The sequence below is a fragment of the Streptomyces sp. NPDC002276 genome (genome assembly GCF_053891435.1).
In genome coordinates this window covers 48,132-66,743 of the sequence record NZ_JBSFCQ010000015.1, presented here as the reverse complement: position 1 = coordinate 66,743, position 18,612 = coordinate 48,132, and the positions used below count along the sequence as shown (strand labels likewise).

Below are 18,612 nucleotides of genomic sequence, written 5' to 3'. Positions count from 1 at the left end.
ACCATGTTCCGTCTCGCGCTACAGATGGTCGGACACCGGATCACCGCACTGATCGCCGTGGCCTGCGCGGTCCTCGGCGGTGCCGCGCTGCTCACCGCCACCGGTGTCCTGGCCGAGTCCGGCCTCCGCTCCCACCTGCCCGCCGGCCGGCTCGCGGGCGCGTCGGTCGTGGTCGCCGCCGATCAGGAGTACCACCCGCCCGGTGATCTCGCGCTCGCCCTCCCGGAGCGGCGCCGGGTGCCCGCACAACTGGTCGGCGAACTGGCCGAGTTGCCGGGCGTCACCGGGGCGGTCGGTGACATGAGCTTCCCCGCCGCACTCGTCGACGCCCACGGGAGGGTCGTACCGGCGAAGGACCCGCGGGTGGCGGGGCACGGCTGGTCCTCGACCGAGCTGCTGGCCGGTGCGCCGCACATCAACGGCAGCGCGCCGAACGCCTCCGGCGAGATCGCCGTGGACAGTGCCACCGCGGCTGCGGCGGGCGTCGAGGCGGGCGACACGGTCCAGGTCGTCGTCAACGCCCGCCCCGCCAGGGGATATCGGGTCTCGGCGGTGGTGGACGCGCCGGGTGCGGGCGTCTACTTCGCCGACAAGTCGGCCGTAGGCCTGTGCGGTTGCTCCGGCCGGGTGGACCTGGTGGGGCTGCGTACCGCGCCCGGTGCCGAGTCGCGGGTGGCCGCCGAGGTGCGTACGAAGCTGAAGGGCACCGGGGTGCTGGCCGTCACCGGGGCCGGGCGGGGCGACACGGCGGCGCCCGGGGCCGGGGCGTCCCGGTCGCTGCTGGTGCTGCTGGCCGGTTCGCTGTCCGGGATCGTCGTGCTGATCACCGGGTTCGTGATGGCGAGCGCGCTGGCCGTGTCGATCGGCGGGCAGCGCCGTGACCTGGCGCTGATGCGGGCCGTGGGGGCGAGCCCGAAGCAGATCCGGCGACTGGCCGCCGCGCAGTCCACCGTCGTGGCGGCGGTGGCGGTGGGACCGGGTGTCGGACTCGGTTATCTGCTGGCCGGACAGTTCCGTCGGCTGCTCGCCGACCGGGGTGTCGTACCGTCCGAACTGCCGCTCACCTACAGCCCGTTGCCCGCGCTCGCGGCGGTCGTGCTGCTGCTCCTGGCCGTGCAGATGTCGGCCCGCTGCTCGGCCTGGCGGACCTCGCGGATGCCGGCCACCGAGGCGGTCGCCGAGTCCCGCAGCGAACCGCGCGAGCCGTCGCGGACCCGGACGCGGATCGGACTCGCCGTCATCGTCGTGGCGCTGGTGATGTCGGCGCTGCCGCTGTTCTCCCGCACGGTCATCGGGGCCACGGCCACCTCGATCGCCGGGATCGTCGGGGCGATCGGCCTGGCCATGGTGGGCCCGGCGCTGGTGCGGGGCATCGGCGGTGCGGCGGTCCGGGCGACACGGCACGGCGGTTCGGCGTCGACCTGGCTGGCGATGGCCAACCTGCGCGCCTACGCCCTGCGCAACGCGGGCATCGTCTCCACGCTGGCCATGGCGGTCGTGTTCGTGCTGACGTACACCTTCACCCAGACCACCGTGCTGGCCGCCACCGCGCACGACACCAGCACCGGAACACTGGCCCAACTGCGGCTCGGCGCACCGGGGTTGGGGGGTCTCCCCGCCGACACGCTCGCCGCCGTAAGGAAGACGGCCGGAGTGCGGGCCGCCGCGCCCGTCACCACGACGACCGTGGTGTGGGAGTACGAGCAGTTCGGCGACAAGGCGGCCGAGTCGGGTGCCGCGACGGTCCTCACCCCGGACGCGGCGGGCGTCCTCGACCTCGACGTGCGGGACGGCGGCCTGGACCGGCTCACCGGCGCGACCGTCGCCGTCGGCAGCGATGTCGCCCGCACCCGTTCCGCGACGGTGGGCCGCACCGTGAGCCTGGTCCTCGGCGACGGCACCCGTGTGAAGGCGAAGGTCGTCGCCGTGTACGGGCGTGGCCTGGGCTTCGGGTCGGTGGTGCTCTCGCACGACCTCGCCGCCGGACACACCACGACGGCACTCGACCAGTCGCTCCTCATCCGCACCGACGGCACGGCCGGGGCCCGGCAGCACCTGACCGCCCTCGCCGCCGCCCGCCCGGGACTTGTCCTCGCGCCCGCCGACTCCCCTTCCACCAGCGGCCTTTCGGACGCCCCGCCCGAGGTGTGGATCAACCTCGCCATCATCGTCGTCCTGCTCGTCTACCTGCTGCTGAGCATCGCCAACAAGCTGGTCGCGGCCACCGCGCAGCGCCGGGTCGAACTCGGCGCCCTCCGCCTCAACGGCACCACCCCACGGCAGATCCGCGCCATGATGCGCCGCGAGGCCGCGGTCACCGCCGCCACCGCGCTCACCACCGCCCTGCTGCTCTCCGCGGTTCCCCTCGCCCTCCTGGGCCAGGGCTTCCTGGACCGCCCCTGGCCCGCGGGCCCGGTCTGGCTGCTGCCCGCGCTCGCCCTCACGGTCACGGTCACGGCCTTCCTCACCATCGAACTCCCCACCCGCCAGGCCCTGCGGACCCCGCCGGCCGACGCGATCCGCGCCCAGTGAGCGGACACGGCGGCCCGAGTTCGGGGATGATCCGACCCGGCGGTGAAAGGAACCGGCGCGGGCCGGACAGGACAGGTCGTGGAATCCATGACGGAACAGGAGACGCGCCGGATGCGGCGGGCGCGTTTCGAAGGACTGGCCCAGGTGGTGGTGGAACCGCTGCACCGGTATCTGCTGCGGCGCACGAGCACCGAGACGGCCGAGGACGTCCTGTCGGAGACGATGCTGGTGCTGTGGCGGCGCCTCGACGACGTCCCCGGCCTCGGCGACGATTCCGCGTCCCCTCCCGACCCCGACGACGTACTGCCCTGGTGCTACGGGGTGGCTCGGGGCTGCCTGGCGAACGCCCGCCGCGCCGACGGGCGCAGACTCCGGCTGGTCGAGCGGTTGATCAGGACCCAGCAGCGGGCTCCGCAGGAGGCCGCCGAGCACGGTGAACTGCATGCCGCGCTCGATTCCCTGGGGGCGGCGGACCGGGAGGTGGTGCGGCTGTGGGCGTGGGAGGGGCTGGCGCCGCGGCAGATCGCCGAGGTGACCGGGTCGACTCCCAACGCGGTGAGCATCCGGCTCCATCGCGCGAAGGCGAGACTCGCCGACCGGCTGGGGCGAAAGAATGACGGACGGCCCGGACACAAGAGCGATGAAGGAAGGAGCGGTCAGTGAACGACGACGAGTTGCTGGCCCGGCTGAAGGCCGCGGACCCGGCACTGACCCACGATGCTCCGCCGCCCGACATCGACCAGCTTGTGGAGGACACCTTGAACACCACCACGTCCACGGACGCGCTCCGGCCCGCGAAGCCCGCCACGGTACGGCCGCGCCGTCACCTCCTCGGACTCGCGGCGGCCGTCGGCCTCCTCGTCCTCGGCGGCGGCATCGGGATCGGCGTCATGGCGAACGGCGGCGATGGCGCCGGCGGCGGTGGTACGGCGAACACGGGCGGCAACCAGGCGAAGCACAGCGGGAGTTCGGCCGCCGCCGGGGCCCTGAGGCTCACCGCCGAGGGCGGCTCCGCGAAGTGCGTGGCGCCCAACCCCGACACCCTGCGCGGATACCCGACGCTCTTCATCGGAACGGTCACGTCCATCAAGGACACCGTGGTCACCTTCCGCGTCGACCACTGGCTGAAGGGCGGCACCGCCCGCACGGTCGTCCTCGACAGCGACACCAGCCGCCCGGAGGCGCTCACGTTCATCGACGGCGACCGCTACGTCGTGGCCGCCGAGAAGGGCGTGGTCCCCGTGTGCGGCGCGAACGGCATCGCGGACGACGAGATCCCCAAGTTCCTCAAGGCGTACGGGAAGTGACCACCCACCCCGGCTACCGCAGGGCGCTCGCGCGCCGGTGGCCGGGGATGTCCAGCCACCAGGCCGCGGCCGTACGCGCCACCGGAAGGAAGTCGGCCCCGGTCAGGATCGCGGTGAGCAGATCGTCGCGCGAGGCCATCCCGAGCGCGTAGACCAGGCTTTCCAGCGTGGCCGCGGTCACCGGGTCCCGGTTGCCCAGCCACACGGCGTGGTGGTGGGCGACGGCGGTCCGCAGGAAGTCCCCGGTGGCCCGGTCGGCCGCCACATGGCCCAGGCCGCGCACGGCGGCGTACGCGGTGGGCCGCGGCACGCTCGGCAGCACCGCGAGCCGCTGGAGCAGCCCGCGGTGGCGGTGGTCGCCGACCACGCGCAGCGCCTCCAGCAGCACCACCGCGAGCCGCTCGTGCCGCACGGCCGGCGGGCGGACCAGCTCCGCCGCGAGCGCGTCCGCCAGCACCGGGCGGTACGGGGTGGCCGCGAGCAGGAAGGCGGCGTAGAGGCGGACGTCGAAGAGCGGACTGGCCAGCGTCTCGGCGACCAGCGTGGCCGGGACCGCGGGATCGCCCACCCGGTCGGGTTCTACGGTGCCCAGCCGCGCCGTCACCCTGCCGACCGCCGCCGCCACCAGCGCACGGGCGTCCGGATCGGACCCGTTCCCGTCCCTGCTCCCGTGCCTGTCGTGTTCGTACGGCCCGGTCGAGGCGCGGCGGCCCAGTACCGCGCGGGCGTACTCGGGGTGCAGCGCGGACAGATGCCCGCGCAGCGGCTCGACCTGGTCGCCGGTCGGGCCGCCTCCGGAGGAGTCCCGCACCGCCCGGACGAGCGTGCGCAGCTGGCCGTCGTCGAAGTGTCGGTAGCGCACCTTGCGGAAACACGCCATCACCGCGCCCCGATGCGCCAACGGCCCGCTGGGCCGGGCGAGTTCGCTCAGCACCAGGTCGGCCGCGTCGGGGTGCCCGCAGTTGTCCAGCGCGCAGACGATCTCGGTCGCCGTCAGCCGGGCCCGCCCGGCGGCCATCGCGCCGCACACGGCGATGACGGTACGGCCGCCCCGCCGGTGGTTCAGCAGCCGGTTGAGGGACTCGAAGCGGAGCATCCACGGCAGGTCGTCGGCGATCACCATCTCCTCGACGAGCCGTTCGGCCAGCGCGGACCAGGTGCCCGAGGGCATCAGCACCACGTCGGGACGCGCGCACAGGCCGTCCACCAGCTGGTCCCAGTCGTCACCGGTCATCACGTCACCGGACACCGCCTGCTCCAGCAGGTCTTCGAGAGGCCTCACGGCGGGGCCGGCCGGGTCGACGTCCAGGACGGGACCGGGTGCCCAGTAGCGCCACACGGTGCGCGCGGTGGCGGTGAGCGTGTTGCGGGGGAGTGCGAGCAGTTCCTCGTAGCGGCGAACCGCCCGCCAGGGAACGGGAGTTCGGCTCGTCTCCCAGCGCGACACGGTGCTGACGCTCACCTCGCGGTCGTACACCCCGCCGTGAAAGGCGGCCGCGAAGGCCGGCAGCGATCTCAGCGAACTGTCCTCGGCCAGCAGGCGGTTGACCCGTAACAGCCAGGCGACGCGGGCCCGTCGGCCAAGTGCGGAACCCGCGGCGACCGCCGCGTGACCATCCATCCGGCAAGTCTGGCAGCAGCCGGGCAGCACCATGGCAAGGACGACAAATGTCATCGCCATACGCCATTTCCCACCGCCCGGCGACCGCCGTTGCACCGCCCGGCGAACCGTGCAACGCGCCCGGAACCGGCCCCACCGACGCGGTACCAACAGGGAACCGGCCCGTGCGGAACGGCACTTGGGCACGACTGGGGGGAGAAACCGATGGGGACGACGCTCGCGCTCGCGCATGTGCTCGGGGTGGCGATCGCGCTGTGGACCTTCAACGGGCGGGCGGGCGGCTCGTTCTGGCACGGAGTTCCGCCGGGGCTGATCCTGATCAGCCCCGAGTGGTTCCTGTTCAGCATGGTCAAGGCGCTCGGCTGGGAGATCACGCTCGTGACGTGGTTGCTGAGAGGGCAGCCGTCCTCGCCGTGGGGCGTACGGCCCGGCAGCCGCTCGGGCCGGATCAGCCGGCTCACCCAGGCCGAACGCGCCGCCCGCGACCGGAAGTTGCGGGCCGATGCGCGCAGCCGGGTCCCCGGGGCCTGAGCCGGACCCTGACCCGGAACCAATCTACGAACAGGGGAGTCGATGGAGATTCTGCACAGACTGCTGGGGCCGAGGCGGCTGCCGCCCAGCAGGGACGGCTACCAGGCGCCCGCCGGCGCCCTGGCCCGGGGCTGGGAGTGCGACGACCCGGACTGCGGCGGGAGCGGCTACTTCAGCGCTCCCCGCCCCGGCATCCCGCGCCGCTGCGACGAGTGCGGCAGCGGTACGTATCCCCGCCACGCCTGGCCGTGGGAGCACGGCGCGGAACAGGCCCGGCTCGACGCCCTGCTGTCCCGGGCGGAACGGGAGGGCGACGAGCAGCTCGCCGTACTCGTCCGGTTCCACCTGCTGGGCTGGGCGTTCGAGGACCACCTGATGAAGGGGCGGCGGCGGGACGCGCTCGTGACCCTCGCGGACACCGACGCCCGGCTGCGCGCGACGATGCGCGAGGACCCGTACTTCACCGAGGGCGCCCACCGGCTCGGCATGGTCTTCGGCGCGCTGCGCAGCGGCGACCCGGACATCGCCCTGCGGGTGCTCGAACCCTGGGTCACACTGGCCCGCGAGCAGGGCCCGGGCTACGGCACGGACCTGGAGTCCGACAACGCGAGCCGCACCAACTACCGCTGCCTGGTGGGCGCCTGCCTCGACTGGCTCCGGGACGCACGCACCCGGGCGCATCCCCGCCGGGCCACGGTCGTGTCCTGGACCCTGGACACGGCCTGCCTTCCCCACGTACGGGACTACCTGACCGCCGAGCAGGACACAGGCGTGACCCGACTCGACCCCGGGTGGCGGACCCGGTCTTGAGGGGCGTGTGAGCGGGGCCGGGGCGTGGACCGGTCCTGAGGGCGGGTCCGGCAGGGGGGTCCGGACCCGCCCGTCGGTATCGGCGTCGGCGTCGGTGTCGGTGTCGGTGTCGGTGTATGTGTCGGCCACGGCGGGCGGGTGCCCCCGGTGTGACGAACGTCCGTCCGATCGAGTGGACTCGCGGGGACGCGCAGTGCGGGAGGACCTGCCGCCGGACTCCGGATGGTGGCGTGGCCACCTCAACCCCCAACCGGAAGAAGCGCCCCGGCATGCGACGTACTCCTTCCCGACGCCTGGTGGCAGCCGCGCTGCTGGCGGCGTCCGTACTGCTCCCGACGGCAACCACATCCGCCACGGCCACGACGACTGCCGCAACCGTCTCCTTCCCGGGCGGCGACCGGGACGACTGCCCGGCGGGCCCGGCGGGCGGTCTCGGCCGTACGACCACGGCCCGGCTGGACAAGGCCGTCGCCGACGTCCGCCGCCAGGCCGGCATCCCCGGTGTCGTCGTCGGGCTGTGGATGCCCGGCAAGGGGTGCTACGTCCGCGCGACCGGCGTCGCCGACACCGTCACCCACCGCCCGATGACCACCGGCCTGTACGCGCGCATCGGCAGCGAGACCAAGACCTTCACGGTCACCGCGCTGCTCAGGCTCGTCGACGACGGGCGGATCCGGCTGGACGACCCGATCTCCCGCTACGTCCGCGGCGTGCCGAACGGCCGGCACATCACGCTGCGCCACCTCGCCGAGATGCGCAGCGGACTGTTCCCCTACACCGCCGACCCCGGCTTCGTGCACGACCTGCTGAGCGACACCAGCCGCTCGTTCACCCCGCGCGAGGTGCTCGCGTATGGCTTCAAGCACGACAACACGTTCGCGCCGGGCACGCGGTTCGAGTACTCCAACACCAATCTGGTGCTGCTCGGCCTGGTGATCGAGAAGGTCAGCGGGCAGCGCGCCGCCGACTTCATCGACCGGCGCGTGCTGCGCCCCGCGCACCTCGGCCACACGCTGCTCCCCGGCGGCCCCGAGTTCCCCGACCCGCACGCACGCGGCTACACCAGCCAGACGCTGAGCGGCGCGGTCGCCGACGCCACGGACTGGAACCCCAGCTGGGCCTGGACGGCCGGGGCGATGATCTCCGACCTGCACGATCTGCGCGGCTGGGCCAGGACCGTCGCCACCGGCACGCTCCTCAGCCCGGAGACCCAGCGGCAGCGGCTCAGGCTGCTGCCGACCGGCTTCCCCGGCCTCAGCTACGGCCTGGGCATCTTCGAGAGCGGCGGCTGGATCGGCCACAACGGCTCCATCCCCGGCTACGAGACCGTCACCGTCTACCTCCCCTCGCAGAAGGCCACCCTGGTCGTCATCCTCAACACCGACATCACCTACGGCGGCCAGGAACCGTCCTCACTCGTCGCCCGCGCGGTCACCGAGATCGTCACCCCGGACCACGTCTACGACCGGCCGGTCCCGTCGAACCCGGAGTCCCTCCGCTAGCGGTCCCCCGCCGTTCCAGCTTCTGACGCCAGGCTCGGTCATGTGACGGGAAAGTCGAAATAGGTGTCCGGATAGGGTTCGGATTTCAGGGTGTAATGCCACCACTCGCAGGCGTACGAGTTGAAGCCCGCGGTGTCCATGATGGAGTGGAGATGCCGGCGGTTCGCCGCTTCGGTATGCGTGATTGCCCGTATTCCGTGGTGCGAGACGGAATCCATCAGGTCATGGCCACCGCCCATGGCGGCGAGTTCGCCGGTGTCGAGGTGGTACAGCGTCAGGTCGACGGTGCTGCCCCGACTGTGGCCGGACCTGGCGGCCACATATCCTCTCTCGAACATCTCGGCCCGGTCGATGTTCGGATAGTGTCGCGGCTTCGTCCGGCCGTCCTCCGGCTGTTGTGACCAATGGAGAAAGCGGTTCACGGCGCGTTGGGGGCGGTAGCCGTCCCAGAGGAGCAGGCCGAAGCCGAGGGACGCCGCCTCCTCCCGCGCGCTTTTCAGGGCGATGCACAGAGCTGTTGTGCCGACGATGCGATTCGCCAGGTAACCGTCCACCGGTTTGCCGGTGAAGTTGTCCCAGGTGGCGTACTTGGCGTCCCAGCGTATTCCGGATACGAGCTCGTCCACGAAGGCGAAGTCGTCCTTCATTTGCTTTTCTCCGGGAACGGCACGGACAGAGCCAGTGAAACCAGCCGGTCGATCACCTCGGAGAGCGGAAGTTCCGCGGCTGCCATCATCCTCGGGTATCGGCTGTATGACGTCATGCCGGGGAGTGTGTTGACCTCGTTGAGGATTACCCGACCGTCGTCCGTGAGGAACATGTCCACCCGTGCCAGACCTCTGCATCCCAGGGCGCGGTACACGGCCTTCGCGGTTTCCTGGACCAGTGCTCTTGACGCTGCCGGAATGTCGGCGGGGACGATCGCCGTCGAGTTTTCGGAACCGCTCTCGGGCTCTTTCTCCTGATGGATTCTGAAGAATCCGTGCGAGAGGGATATTCGGTCCACCTCGCCCACGATCAGATCCGGGTCGTTGCCCAGGACGGCGCATCCGATTTCCCGGCCGACGACGGCTTCTTCGATCAGCACCTTCGAGTCGTACCGCCTCGCGATGTCCACCGCGTTCGGCAGTTCCTCTTTTCGGGACACCTTGCTGACGCCGAAGGACGATCCCGAACGGGCCGGCTTCACGAAGACGGGATAGGGGAGCCGGTCGGGGTCGATGCTGTCGGTGCGATCGAGGGTCCAGAAGTTCGGCGTGGATATTCCCGCGTTTCCGGCCACGAGGTAGGCAAGGGATTTGTCCATGCAGAGGGCGGAACTCTGGACGTCGCAGCCCGCGTAGGGGATGCCGGAGAGTTCCAGCAGGCCCTGTATCGAGCCGTCCTCGCCGAGCCTGCCGTGCAGGACGGGCAGGACGACGTCCAGGCGGATCGTGCCGTATCGGCCCTGCTCCAGCACGAGCAGTCCGTGTGCGTCTCGGTCCGGCGAGAGGACGACCGGACGGTTGGCGGAGTGCTCCCAGTCCGGGCCGGGGGCGTCGCAGAGTTTCCAGGCGCCGTTCGTCGTGATTCCGATGTAGAACGGTTCGTATTTCTCGGTGTCGAGGTTCCGTGCGATCTCCTGGGCGGACTTGACGGAGACGGGGTGTTCCTCGGAGCTGCCGCCGAATATGATTCCGATCTTCAGCTCAGCCATGTTGATTCCTGTTCTCGAATTTCAGGCAGTTGACGATGGAGTTCTCGATCGTGTCGCTCAGGGCGTGGTCCGTGTAGTAGGCGGTGTGCGGACTGATGACCACGTTCGGCAGTTCATGCAGTCGCAACAGCGTTTTGCTGTCGACCGGGTCGATCGGTCTGTCCCTGCGGTCGGTGTAGAAGATGCCTTCCTCCCCTTCGAGGACATCCAGCGCCGCACCGCCCAATCTGCCGCTTTCCAGCGCCGGAACCAGGGCCTCGGTGTCCAGCAGCGGACCGCGGCCGGTATTGATGACGAAGGCGCCGTGTTTCATCCGCTCGATGCGATGGCGGTCGAGGAGGTGATGGGTTTGGGAGGTGAGCGGTGCGTGGAGCGTGACGATGTCGCTCGACCGCAGCAGATCATCGAGAGGAACGTAGTCCGTGGCGAGACCGGGAGACCGGTGGTGATTGTCGTGGGCCAGTATTCGGCAGCCGAACCCCTGTAGCCGTTTCACGACCGCGCCGCCGATGCGTCCCGTTCCGATCACTCCTACGGTCAGGTCGCGCAGTTCTTTCCCGCGCACTTCGTTCAGTCGGTAGTCGTGGGCGTCCGTGCGGCGGAGAGTGGATTTCGCGTTCCGTATCGCCATCAGCATGAGCATCAGCGTGTAGTCGGCCACGCTGTCGGGCGAGTAGGCGACATTTTCGACGGAGATGCCTACACGCGCCGCGCATTCCAGGTCGATGTGGTTGTAGCCGATGCTTCTCGTGGAGATGTAGGTGACGCCGGCTCGGGCGAGGGCGAGGAGAGTGGAGCGCGTGATTCTGGTCTTGTGGCTCACGCTGATGCAGCGGTTTCCCGAGATCAGTTCGATGGTGGCTTCGGATACCGGAGCGTGTGTAATGGTCGGTGACACGTCGAAGCGAGGTGCCAGCTCGCGGAATTGAGCGGCCTCGTCCTGTCCGCATCCATAAGCGGTGATTCCTGTCGGCTCGCTGTCCGTCATACCGCCAGTGAAGTCGGTGCGGTGTTGCGGCCGTGTATGCGGTTTTTGATATGCCGGCGATATGTGGTGGTGCGCAGGTTTTATTCGGCCGGGCGGAGCACGCCGACGTACGGGTGCTCGACCTCGTGCTGGACCGGCTCGGGCGGCCGTCCTTCACGCTGCGAAGTGTGACGGAACCTCGGCTTCCGTCACACTTTCGCAAGTGGGTACCCACCCGGCGCTGAACGCGGCAGCCGCCACGGCCGCGACGGTGGTGTAGGTGGTCATCGGCCGCGGTGCTTCATGTACGCGTCGAAGGCTCGGTAGATCAGGGGGCGTAGGGGCAGGTCCCATTCGCCGACGTGGCGTACCGCGCGGCCGCCGGTGCCGACCTTGAACTGGATCAGACCCGTGTGCGGGTCGTCGGCGTCGAGGGTGGGGGTGATGCCGCGCAGGTCGTAGACGTCGCAGCCAGAGGTCAGTGAGTCGCGGATCATCGCCCACTGGCAGGCGTTGGAGCCGCGCACCTCGCGCTTCTCGGTGGAGGAGGCGCCGTAGGAGTACCAGGCGTGGGTGCCGACGCGGACCAGGACGGTGGCGGCGACCAGGTCGCCCCGGTGGCGGGCCAGGTAGAGGCTGATGCGGTCGGGGTCCTCGGCGTTCAGCGCCGCGAACATGGTCTCGAAGTAGCGCAGCGGGCGGGGTGTGAAGCGGTCGCGCTCGGCGGTGTGGACGTAGAGGTCGTGGAACGCCTTCAGGTCCCCGCCCGTGGTGACCTCGCCGCCCCTGACCTCGCCGACCCTGACCTCGACCCCTTCTTTCGCGGCCTTCTTGATGTTGCGGCGCCAGAGCTGGTTCATCGCGCCGAGCAGGTCGTCCTCGGTGCGGCCGGCGAGCGGGAGTTCGTATCGGAACTGTGGATGGCCGACCCCGAAACCGTCCTCCGGACTCTGCGGCAGCCAGCCCGCCGCCTTGAGGCGGCCGGTCACGCGGGCGCCGACCGGGTCGGTCCACGGGTCGGGGATGTCGGTGAGCCGTCGCGTGCCCGGGTCGGCGATACCCGCTTTGACCTGCGCGGCATTCCAGGTGTGCGTGCGCACCGGTGGGCCGAGCCGGATCGCGAACGCGCCCCGCGCCTTGAGATACGCCGCGAGCGGGTCGAGCCACGCGTCGATCTCGTCGGTCCAGTCGATGACCGGGCCTTCGGGGAGGTAGGCCAGCGTGAAGCGGTCCAGCCGCGGTACCGGGCGGTGCAGGACGAGCCCGGCACCGACCAGCCGCCGCCCGTCGAACCAGCCGAGCGACTCGCTGCGCCACTCGGTCTTCACGCGCCCCCACGCCGGGGTCTGTAGAAAGCTGACCGACCGCCGCGCCCGGACGAACGCCAGATGCTCGGCGGCGCCGATCGGCTCAACTGTCGGACGCCGGGCTGCTGTTCGGGCTCGCTCGTTGTGGACCATGCCCCCAGTGAAGGGGGCGCGGTGTTGCCGGCGCGTATGCGGTTTCCGATACGGCGACGATATGGGCCGCGCGTGTTCACCAACTGATCCCGGCCGCCACCGGCAAGTGGTCGCTGCCCGTGGCCGGCAGCACCCACGACCGGGTCGGCCGTACGCCCCGCACCAGGATCTGGTCGATCCGGGCCACCGGGAACTCCGCCGGCCAGCTGAAGCCGAAGCCGTCCCCTGCCATGTCCTGGGCCGAGCGCAGTCGTGAGGTCAGGCCGGTGAACGCACGGTCGTCCGTGGTGCCGTTGAGGTCGCCGAGCAGCACCACCCGCCGGTCCGGCTCGGCGGCGACGGCCTTGGCGAGCGCCCGCGCGCCCCGGTCCCGGTCGTCCGTGCTGAAGCCGCTGCCGGGAAGCACGCGTACGGATCCCAGATGGGCCACGTACACCGCGAGCGGCCCCCGGTCCGTGGTCACCGTGGTGCGCAGCGCCCGGTTCTCGGCCGCCCTGGCACCGGCCGGCAGGCGGTCCGCGAGCGGCCCGACGTCGATCGCGGTGTCGACCGCCCGGGTGTCCGAGAGCGGCAGCCTGCTCCACACCCCGACCGTGCCCAGCACCGCGTGGTACGGGTACGCCGTCGCCAACTCCTTCTCGTACGTGCCGCTCGCCCGCGCGGTGAGTTCCTCCAGCGCCAGTACGTCCGCGCCGGAGGCGGCCAGGGCGCGGGCGGTGCCGGTCGGGTCGGGGTTGTCGGCGGCCACGTTGTGGCTGACCACGGTGAGGTCGCCGACCCCGTGGGACTTGTCGCCGAGCAGTCCGCCGAAGAGGTTCAGCCACACGGCGACGGGCAGCACCAGCGCGACCGTCGCGGCGGCGGAGCGGCGCCACAGCGCGCGGGCCAGCAGCACCGGCACGCACAGGCCGAACCACGGCAGGAAGGTCTCCACCAGGCTGCCGAGCCCGCCGATCCCGTTCGGGATCCACGAGTGCAGCAGCAGGAGCAGCCCGAGCGACAGCGCCAGCGCGGTCGACATCGGGGCACGCTTCCAGGGCCCCGGCCGGGTGCCTGGGTCGCGACGGCCCGCACTTCCCTCTCGCCCGACGCCGTCCACTCGACCGACGTCCACCTCTGCGCTCATGCCGTCAGTCCAAACCACCTCGTGTTGCCGCCGCGTATGAACTTTTCGATACGTCACCGATACGCGCGGGCTCGTAGCCTCGACGGCATGCGTGTGCTGATCGTCGAGGACGAGCCCTACCTGGCCGAAGCCGTCCGCGACGGCCTGCGCCTGGAGGCGATCGCGGCCGACATCGCGGGCGACGGGAACACCGCCCTGGAACTGCTGGACGTCAACGCCTACGACATCGCCGTCCTCGACCGTGACATCCCCGGCCCCTCCGGCGACGAGGTCGCCCGCCGTATCGTCGCCTCCGGCAGCGGCGTCCCGATCCTCATGCTCACCGCCGCCGACCGCATCGACGACAAGGCGTCCGGCTTCGAACTCGGCGCCGACGACTACCTCACGAAACCCTTCGAACTCCGCGAACTCGTGCTCAGGCTGAGAGCCCTCGACCGCAGGCGCGGCCACAACAGGCCGCCCGTCCGGGAGATCGCGGGGCTGCGGCTCGACCCCTTCCGCCGGGAGGTGTTCCGCGAGGGACGCCATGTCGCGCTCACCCGCAAGCAGTTCGCGGTGCTGGAGGTCCTCGTCGCCGCCGAGGGCGGAGTCGTCAGCGCCGAGGACCTGCTGGAGCGGGCCTGGGACGAGAACGCCAACCCCTTCACCAACGCCGTCCGCATCACCGTCTCCGCCCTGCGCAAACGGCTCGGCGAACCCTGGCTGATCGCCACGGTGCCGGGCGTCGGCTACCGCATCGACACAGTGACCGACAGAGCCGCGACCGACGGAGCCGCGACCGACGGAGGCACCCATGGATAGGCCCCCCGGTCCGGCGGACAGGCCCCCCGGTCTCAGCGTCCGCGTCAAACTCACCCTCAGCTACGCCGGGTTCCTCATGGTCGCCGGTGTGCTGCTGCTCTCCGCCGTGTGGGTGTTCCTCAGCCGGGTGCCGCACATCGGGCTGATCCTCATGCCCGGCTACCAGGGCGCCGTCGTACGCGCCTTCGCCCCGATCGCGGTCGTGTCGCTGGCGGGCCTGCTGGTGTTCGGGCTCGTCGGGGGCTGGTTCCTGGCCGGACGGATGCTCGCCCCACTGACCCGTATCACCGGCGCCACCCGGCTGGCCGCGACCGGATCGCTCTCGCACCGGATCCAACTGCCGGGCAGCAACGACGAGTTCCGCGAACTCGCCGACTCCTTCGACACGATGCTCGCGCGGCTCGAAGCACATGTCGCCGGTCAGCGAAGGTTCGCGGCCAATGCCTCGCACGAACTGCGCACCCCGCTGGCCGTCTCGAAGACGCTCCTCGACGTGGCCCGCACCGACCCGAGCCGCGACACCGGCGAGGTCATCGACCGCCTGCACACCGTCAACACCCGGGCGATCGACCTCATCGAGGCCCTACTGCTGCTCAGCCGCGCCGACCAACGGTCCTTCACCCCGGAACACGTCGACCTGTCCCTCCTCGCGGAGGAGGCCACCGAGACGCTGCTCCCGCTCGCGGAGAAGCACGGCGTCACCATCGAGACCGGCGGCGACATCACCCCCACCACCGGATCGTCGGCGCTGCTGCTCCAGCTGACCACGAACCTCGTGCACAACGCGATCGTCCACAACCTGCCCGCGGAGGGCACCGTGCGGGTGACCACCGAGGTCCGCCCGAGGACGGTGGCGCTCACCGTCGAGAACACCGGCGAGAGACTCACCCCGCAGCTCGTCTCGACCCTGACCGAACCGTTCCAGCGCGGCACCGAACGCGTCCACACCGACCAGGCGGGCGTCGGCCTGGGCCTGGCCATCGTCAAGACCATCACCGACGCACACGACGGCACCCTCACCCTCACTCCGCGCCCCTCCGGCGGACTCCGCATCACCGTGGAACTCCCCACGCGGAACCCCCGGCCGTACGAACGGCATCCCGCCGTCGGCCGATTCTGATCTCCGTGTGACAATTCCCGCCTTGATGTTCGAAGCCGCTCGAAGCTGTTCGAAGTGGGCTTCAAAGAGGGTTCGAAGAGAGATCGAAGAGAGATCGGGCTGCCATGCCTTCCCACAGACGCCGCTTCCTCGCGGTCCCGGTAGCGGCCCTCACGGCCCTCGCCGTGGCCCAGGCCGTCACCACCGTCCCGGCCGTCGCCGCACCCGCGACCGGATCCGCGACCGACGTGTCGGCGACACTCCCCGCGCGGACGACCTCCGTGCCCGACGCCACCGACCTGTCCGGTTCCGGCCAGACGGTCGTCTGGAGTCAGACCACCGCGGCCGACACGGCGGCGCACGGCTGGCTCGCCGTCGCCGGAGGCACCCCGCAGGACCTCGGCCGGCTCGCCGACACGGGCGAGACGGTGACCGTCCACACGGTGTCCGTCCAGGACGGCGTCGTGGCCGCGGCCACCTCCACCAACCCGAACGGCGCCCTCGCCGACCACGTCACCCTGCGCCACCTCGACTCCGGCGCCGAGGACGTCCTCCCGGTCGCCTACGACAGCTCGGGCGCAGCGGGCGACGAGCGCTACCGGGCTCAGGCCGGCGACGGCATCCTCGTCCAGCAGAGCTACTACGACGACGCCTCCGCCTACCGCGTGCGCCTGCTGCTGCGCGCCCCCGGCGCCACGGACCGCACCCTCCTCTCCGGCGACGCGCAGTACGAGGTCCTCGACTCGGACGCCGACGGCGCCCTGGTGGAGCGGCGGACCGCGCCCGGCTGGGGCTACGAGATCGTCTACGTCGACTTCGCCACCGGCACGACGGTCACCGTGGCCGAGCCCACGACCGGCGAACTGCCCCAGGCCCTGGAGTTCACCCCCGCCCACTTCGGCGTCGTCGACGGCGCGACCCTGACCGAGTGGCGGCGCGCGGCGCCCGGCGACGGCCCGTCCACCGTCAACCTGCCGGTCGCGAACGCCCGTTGGATCAGCGACGACACCCTCGCCTGGTACCAGCGCAACGACTCCGACGCCTCGAACGAACTGTTCGCGATACCCCGGGACGGATCCGCCGTGGCCAAGGACCTCGGCGGCACCTTCCGCGAGGTCGAGGTCGGCGACGACGGCCGGATGCGCACCTCGCTCTACCGCCCCGACGTCGACGCCGCGATCCAGACCCTCACCGACGGCCGGATCTCCACCACCGCGGGCGACGCCACCACCATCCCCGCCGGACTCGCCCGGCTGGACGCGCTGGCCCTGTCCGGCGGCACGCTCTACACCGCCGACGACTCGTCCCGGCCCGACGGGGTCGTGCTCCGCTCGGATCTGACGGTCGGTGCGTCCGGGGCCTCGGCGAGCACGCCGTCGCGGGTGCTCGCGTACTCCGGCGGCGTGGTGCACCAGACGCTGGCCGCGGCCGGCGCACGGATCCTGGTCGAGCAGACGCAGGCCGGGAACGCGGGCCAGTTCCAGGTCTACGAGAACGGCACGCAGGTCGGCACACCGCTCGCGTACACGGACACCTCGGTGGTGGCGGTCGAGGACTTCGACGGCGCGCACGCGCTGCTCTCGGACAAGACCACGGTGTACGGCGGCACCCTGCTCCTCTACACCTTCGCGGACGGGCACTCCCAGCGGGTGCCGTCCGGCAGCGCCCTGTCCGACGGCGGTCTGTACACCTCGGAGCGCAACGGCACCACGACCACCTGGTCGATCCACCGCACCGACATCACGACCGGCGCGGTCACCACCGTCGCCACGGTGAACTGCCAACCCGGCGGTCTCCAGGTACGAGGCTCCCGCATCCTGGCCCTCTGCGGAGCCACCTCCTCCACCTACCTGCTCCTCACGGCGGGCAGCTCGGCGACCACCACCGTGGACGACTCCGATTTCGTCCGCAGCCCGATCCTCGGCACGGACGTCCTCTACACGTTCACCAAGGCCTCCGGCAGCGCCGCCGTCACGCTCGACGCCCAGTCCCTGACCGGCACGGACACCACGGCACACGCCCTCTTCACGCTCCCCGACCGCGCCGACTCGGCCGCCGCCGAACGCTGGACGGTCGACCGTGACGCCCCCTGGGCGGCCTGGATGGACGACTCCGGAGTCACCCACGTGACCTGGGCGGGCGTCCCCACCGCGGCCAAGGCCGCGACCGCCCCGACCGGCTTCAGCCCCAACGGCGACGGTTCGTCGGACAGTTGGACCCCCACCTGGACCTACGACCGTCCGGTGAACTGGACGCTCACCCTCAAGTCAGGCTCCACACAGGTCCGTTCACTGACCGGCACCAGCGCCACCGGCAAGGTCGCCCCGTCGTGGAACGGCACCACGGGGACCGGCACGTCAGCGGGTGAGGGCGCCTACACCTGGACGCTGACCGCGACCGACACGGTCACCGGCCGCCCGGCGGCCGACGCCACCGGCAAGGTCACCCTGCGCCGGGCCGTTCCCGCCGCCACCGTCACCGCACCGGCCGTCGCGAGCAGCGCGGGAACCACCGCGGCCGTGCCGGTCACCTGGTCGGCGAAGACGGCGGGCGTGAAGTCGTACGACATCGCCTGGCGCGTGACCACCCGCAACAGCGCGGGTACTTGGACGCTCGGCCCGCTCCAGACCTGGCGCACCGCGACCACGGCGACGTCGGCGACCTTCGGCAAGTCGGGCAGCCCCGTCAAGCCCGTGCCCGGAGTCACCTACCGCTTCTCCGTCCGCGCCCACGACGACGCCGGCCAGACCGGCGCGTGGAGCAAGGCGGCGACGACGGGCATCCCGCTCGACGACCGGGCCACGGCCCTGCACTACACGGGCAATTGGAAGTCGGCGTCCTCGACTGCCGCGTGGGCGGGCACTGTTCGCACCTCCGCCAGCAAGGGCGCGTACGTCTCCTTCACCGCGAACGGCACCCAACTCCGCGTCGTGGCCACCAAGAAGTCCAACGGAGGCCGCTTCGCGGTCGTCGTCGACGGAAAGACGGTCGGCACGGTCAACACCTACGCGGCGAAGACCGCCTACCGCCAAGTGGTCTTCACCCGCACCCTCGGCACCACGGTCAAGTCCCACAAGGTGCAGCTCCGCGTCCTCGCGGGCAGCACCTCGGCCCGCTCGACCGTCACCCTTGACGGGGTGCTGACCACCCTCTGACCCGC

General features: G+C 71.2%; 15 protein-coding genes. 9 read left to right on the top strand and 6 right to left on the bottom strand.

Translation table 11 applies throughout. The features are described from left to right. Positions 1–3 precede the first annotated feature (3 nt). The 3 genes from ACWIHT_RS32580 (at position 4) to ACWIHT_RS32570 (ending at position 3,839) form a co-directional block, all read left to right on the top strand. On the top strand, positions 4–2,532 hold the full coding sequence (locus tag ACWIHT_RS32580) for an FtsX-like permease family protein (protein ID WP_456171878.1): 2,529 nt from the start codon (positions 4–6) through the stop codon (positions 2,530–2,532). Between the two features lie 87 nt (positions 2,533–2,619). Further along, positions 2,620–3,195 (top strand): RNA polymerase sigma factor, encoded by a 576-nt coding sequence (locus tag ACWIHT_RS32575; protein WP_456172070.1) that lies wholly within the window; start codon positions 2,620–2,622, stop codon positions 3,193–3,195. Continuing rightward, complete coding sequence (locus ACWIHT_RS32570; RefSeq protein WP_456171877.1) at positions 3,192–3,839, top strand: hypothetical protein; 648 nt, start codon at positions 3,192–3,194, stop codon at positions 3,837–3,839. The genes ACWIHT_RS32575 and ACWIHT_RS32570 overlap by 4 nt, the downstream gene beginning before the upstream one ends. A gap of 13 nt (positions 3,840–3,852) precedes the next feature. On the opposite strand, the gene ACWIHT_RS32565 is transcribed toward ACWIHT_RS32570, so the two are convergent. Continuing rightward, positions 3,853–5,460 carry an XRE family transcriptional regulator gene (locus ACWIHT_RS32565; RefSeq protein ID WP_456171876.1) on the bottom strand — a complete coding sequence of 536 codons (1,608 nt, stop codon included), beginning with the start codon at positions 5,458–5,460 and terminating at the stop codon, positions 3,853–3,855. Positions 5,461–5,664: 204 nt separating this feature from the next. Here ACWIHT_RS32565 and ACWIHT_RS32560 point away from each other — a divergent pair, with 204 nt between their 5' ends. The 3 genes from ACWIHT_RS32560 to ACWIHT_RS32550 all read left to right on the top strand — a co-directional run bounded on the left by ACWIHT_RS32560 (position 5,665) and on the right by ACWIHT_RS32550 (position 8,303). Next, positions 5,665–5,991, top strand: coding sequence for a hypothetical protein (locus ACWIHT_RS32560; RefSeq protein WP_456171875.1), 327 nt, complete (start codon positions 5,665–5,667; stop codon positions 5,989–5,991). A gap of 42 nt (positions 5,992–6,033) precedes the next feature. Then, complete coding sequence (locus ACWIHT_RS32555) at positions 6,034–6,801, top strand: hypothetical protein (RefSeq protein ID WP_456171874.1); 768 nt, start codon at positions 6,034–6,036, stop codon at positions 6,799–6,801. 269 nt (positions 6,802–7,070) lie between these two features. Continuing rightward, positions 7,071–8,303: a serine hydrolase domain-containing protein gene (locus tag ACWIHT_RS32550; protein WP_456171872.1), complete on the top strand. Its 1,233-nt coding sequence runs from the start codon at positions 7,071–7,073 to the stop codon at positions 8,301–8,303. 38 nt (positions 8,304–8,341) lie between these two features. Here the strand turns inward: ACWIHT_RS32550 and vanX are convergent, their stop codons facing one another. The 5 genes from vanX to ACWIHT_RS32525 form a co-directional block, all read right to left on the bottom strand. Beyond that, a complete protein-coding gene (gene vanX, locus ACWIHT_RS32545) occupies positions 8,342–8,950 on the bottom strand; it encodes a D-Ala-D-Ala dipeptidase VanX (protein WP_456171871.1) in 609 nt (202 codons plus the stop codon). After that, positions 8,947–9,999 (bottom strand): D-alanine--(R)-lactate ligase, encoded by a 1,053-nt coding sequence (gene vanA, locus ACWIHT_RS32540; protein WP_456171870.1) that lies wholly within the window; start codon positions 9,997–9,999, stop codon positions 8,947–8,949. Before vanA ends, vanX begins: the two co-directional genes overlap by 4 nt. Beyond that, complete coding sequence (locus ACWIHT_RS32535; RefSeq protein WP_456171869.1) at positions 9,992–10,987, bottom strand: D-isomer specific 2-hydroxyacid dehydrogenase family protein; 996 nt, start codon at positions 10,985–10,987, stop codon at positions 9,992–9,994. Before ACWIHT_RS32535 ends, vanA begins: the two co-directional genes overlap by 8 nt. A 263-nt stretch (positions 10,988–11,250) precedes the next feature. Then, on the bottom strand, positions 11,251–12,426 hold the full coding sequence (locus ACWIHT_RS32530) for a lipid II:glycine glycyltransferase FemX (protein WP_456171868.1): 1,176 nt from the start codon (positions 12,424–12,426) through the stop codon (positions 11,251–11,253). 76 nt (positions 12,427–12,502) lie between these two features. Then, a complete protein-coding gene (locus ACWIHT_RS32525; protein ID WP_456171867.1) occupies positions 12,503–13,447 on the bottom strand; it encodes an endonuclease/exonuclease/phosphatase family protein in 945 nt (314 codons plus the stop codon). 192 nt (positions 13,448–13,639) lie between these two features. Here ACWIHT_RS32525 and ACWIHT_RS32520 point away from each other — a divergent pair, with 192 nt between their 5' ends. The 3 genes from ACWIHT_RS32520 to ACWIHT_RS32510 all read left to right on the top strand — a co-directional run bounded on the left by ACWIHT_RS32520 (position 13,640) and on the right by ACWIHT_RS32510 (position 18,607). Continuing rightward, on the top strand, positions 13,640–14,353 hold the full coding sequence (locus ACWIHT_RS32520; RefSeq protein ID WP_456171866.1) for a response regulator transcription factor: 714 nt from the start codon (positions 13,640–13,642) through the stop codon (positions 14,351–14,353). Further along, entirely contained in the window at positions 14,346–15,473 is a 1,128-nt protein-coding gene (locus tag ACWIHT_RS32515) for a sensor histidine kinase (RefSeq protein ID WP_456171865.1), read from the top strand. Before ACWIHT_RS32520 ends, ACWIHT_RS32515 begins: the two co-directional genes overlap by 8 nt. Positions 15,474–15,577: 104 nt before the next feature. Continuing rightward, entirely contained in the window at positions 15,578–18,607 is a 3,030-nt protein-coding gene (locus ACWIHT_RS32510) for a hypothetical protein (protein ID WP_456171864.1), read from the top strand. Positions 18,608–18,612: the final 5 nt, after the last annotated feature.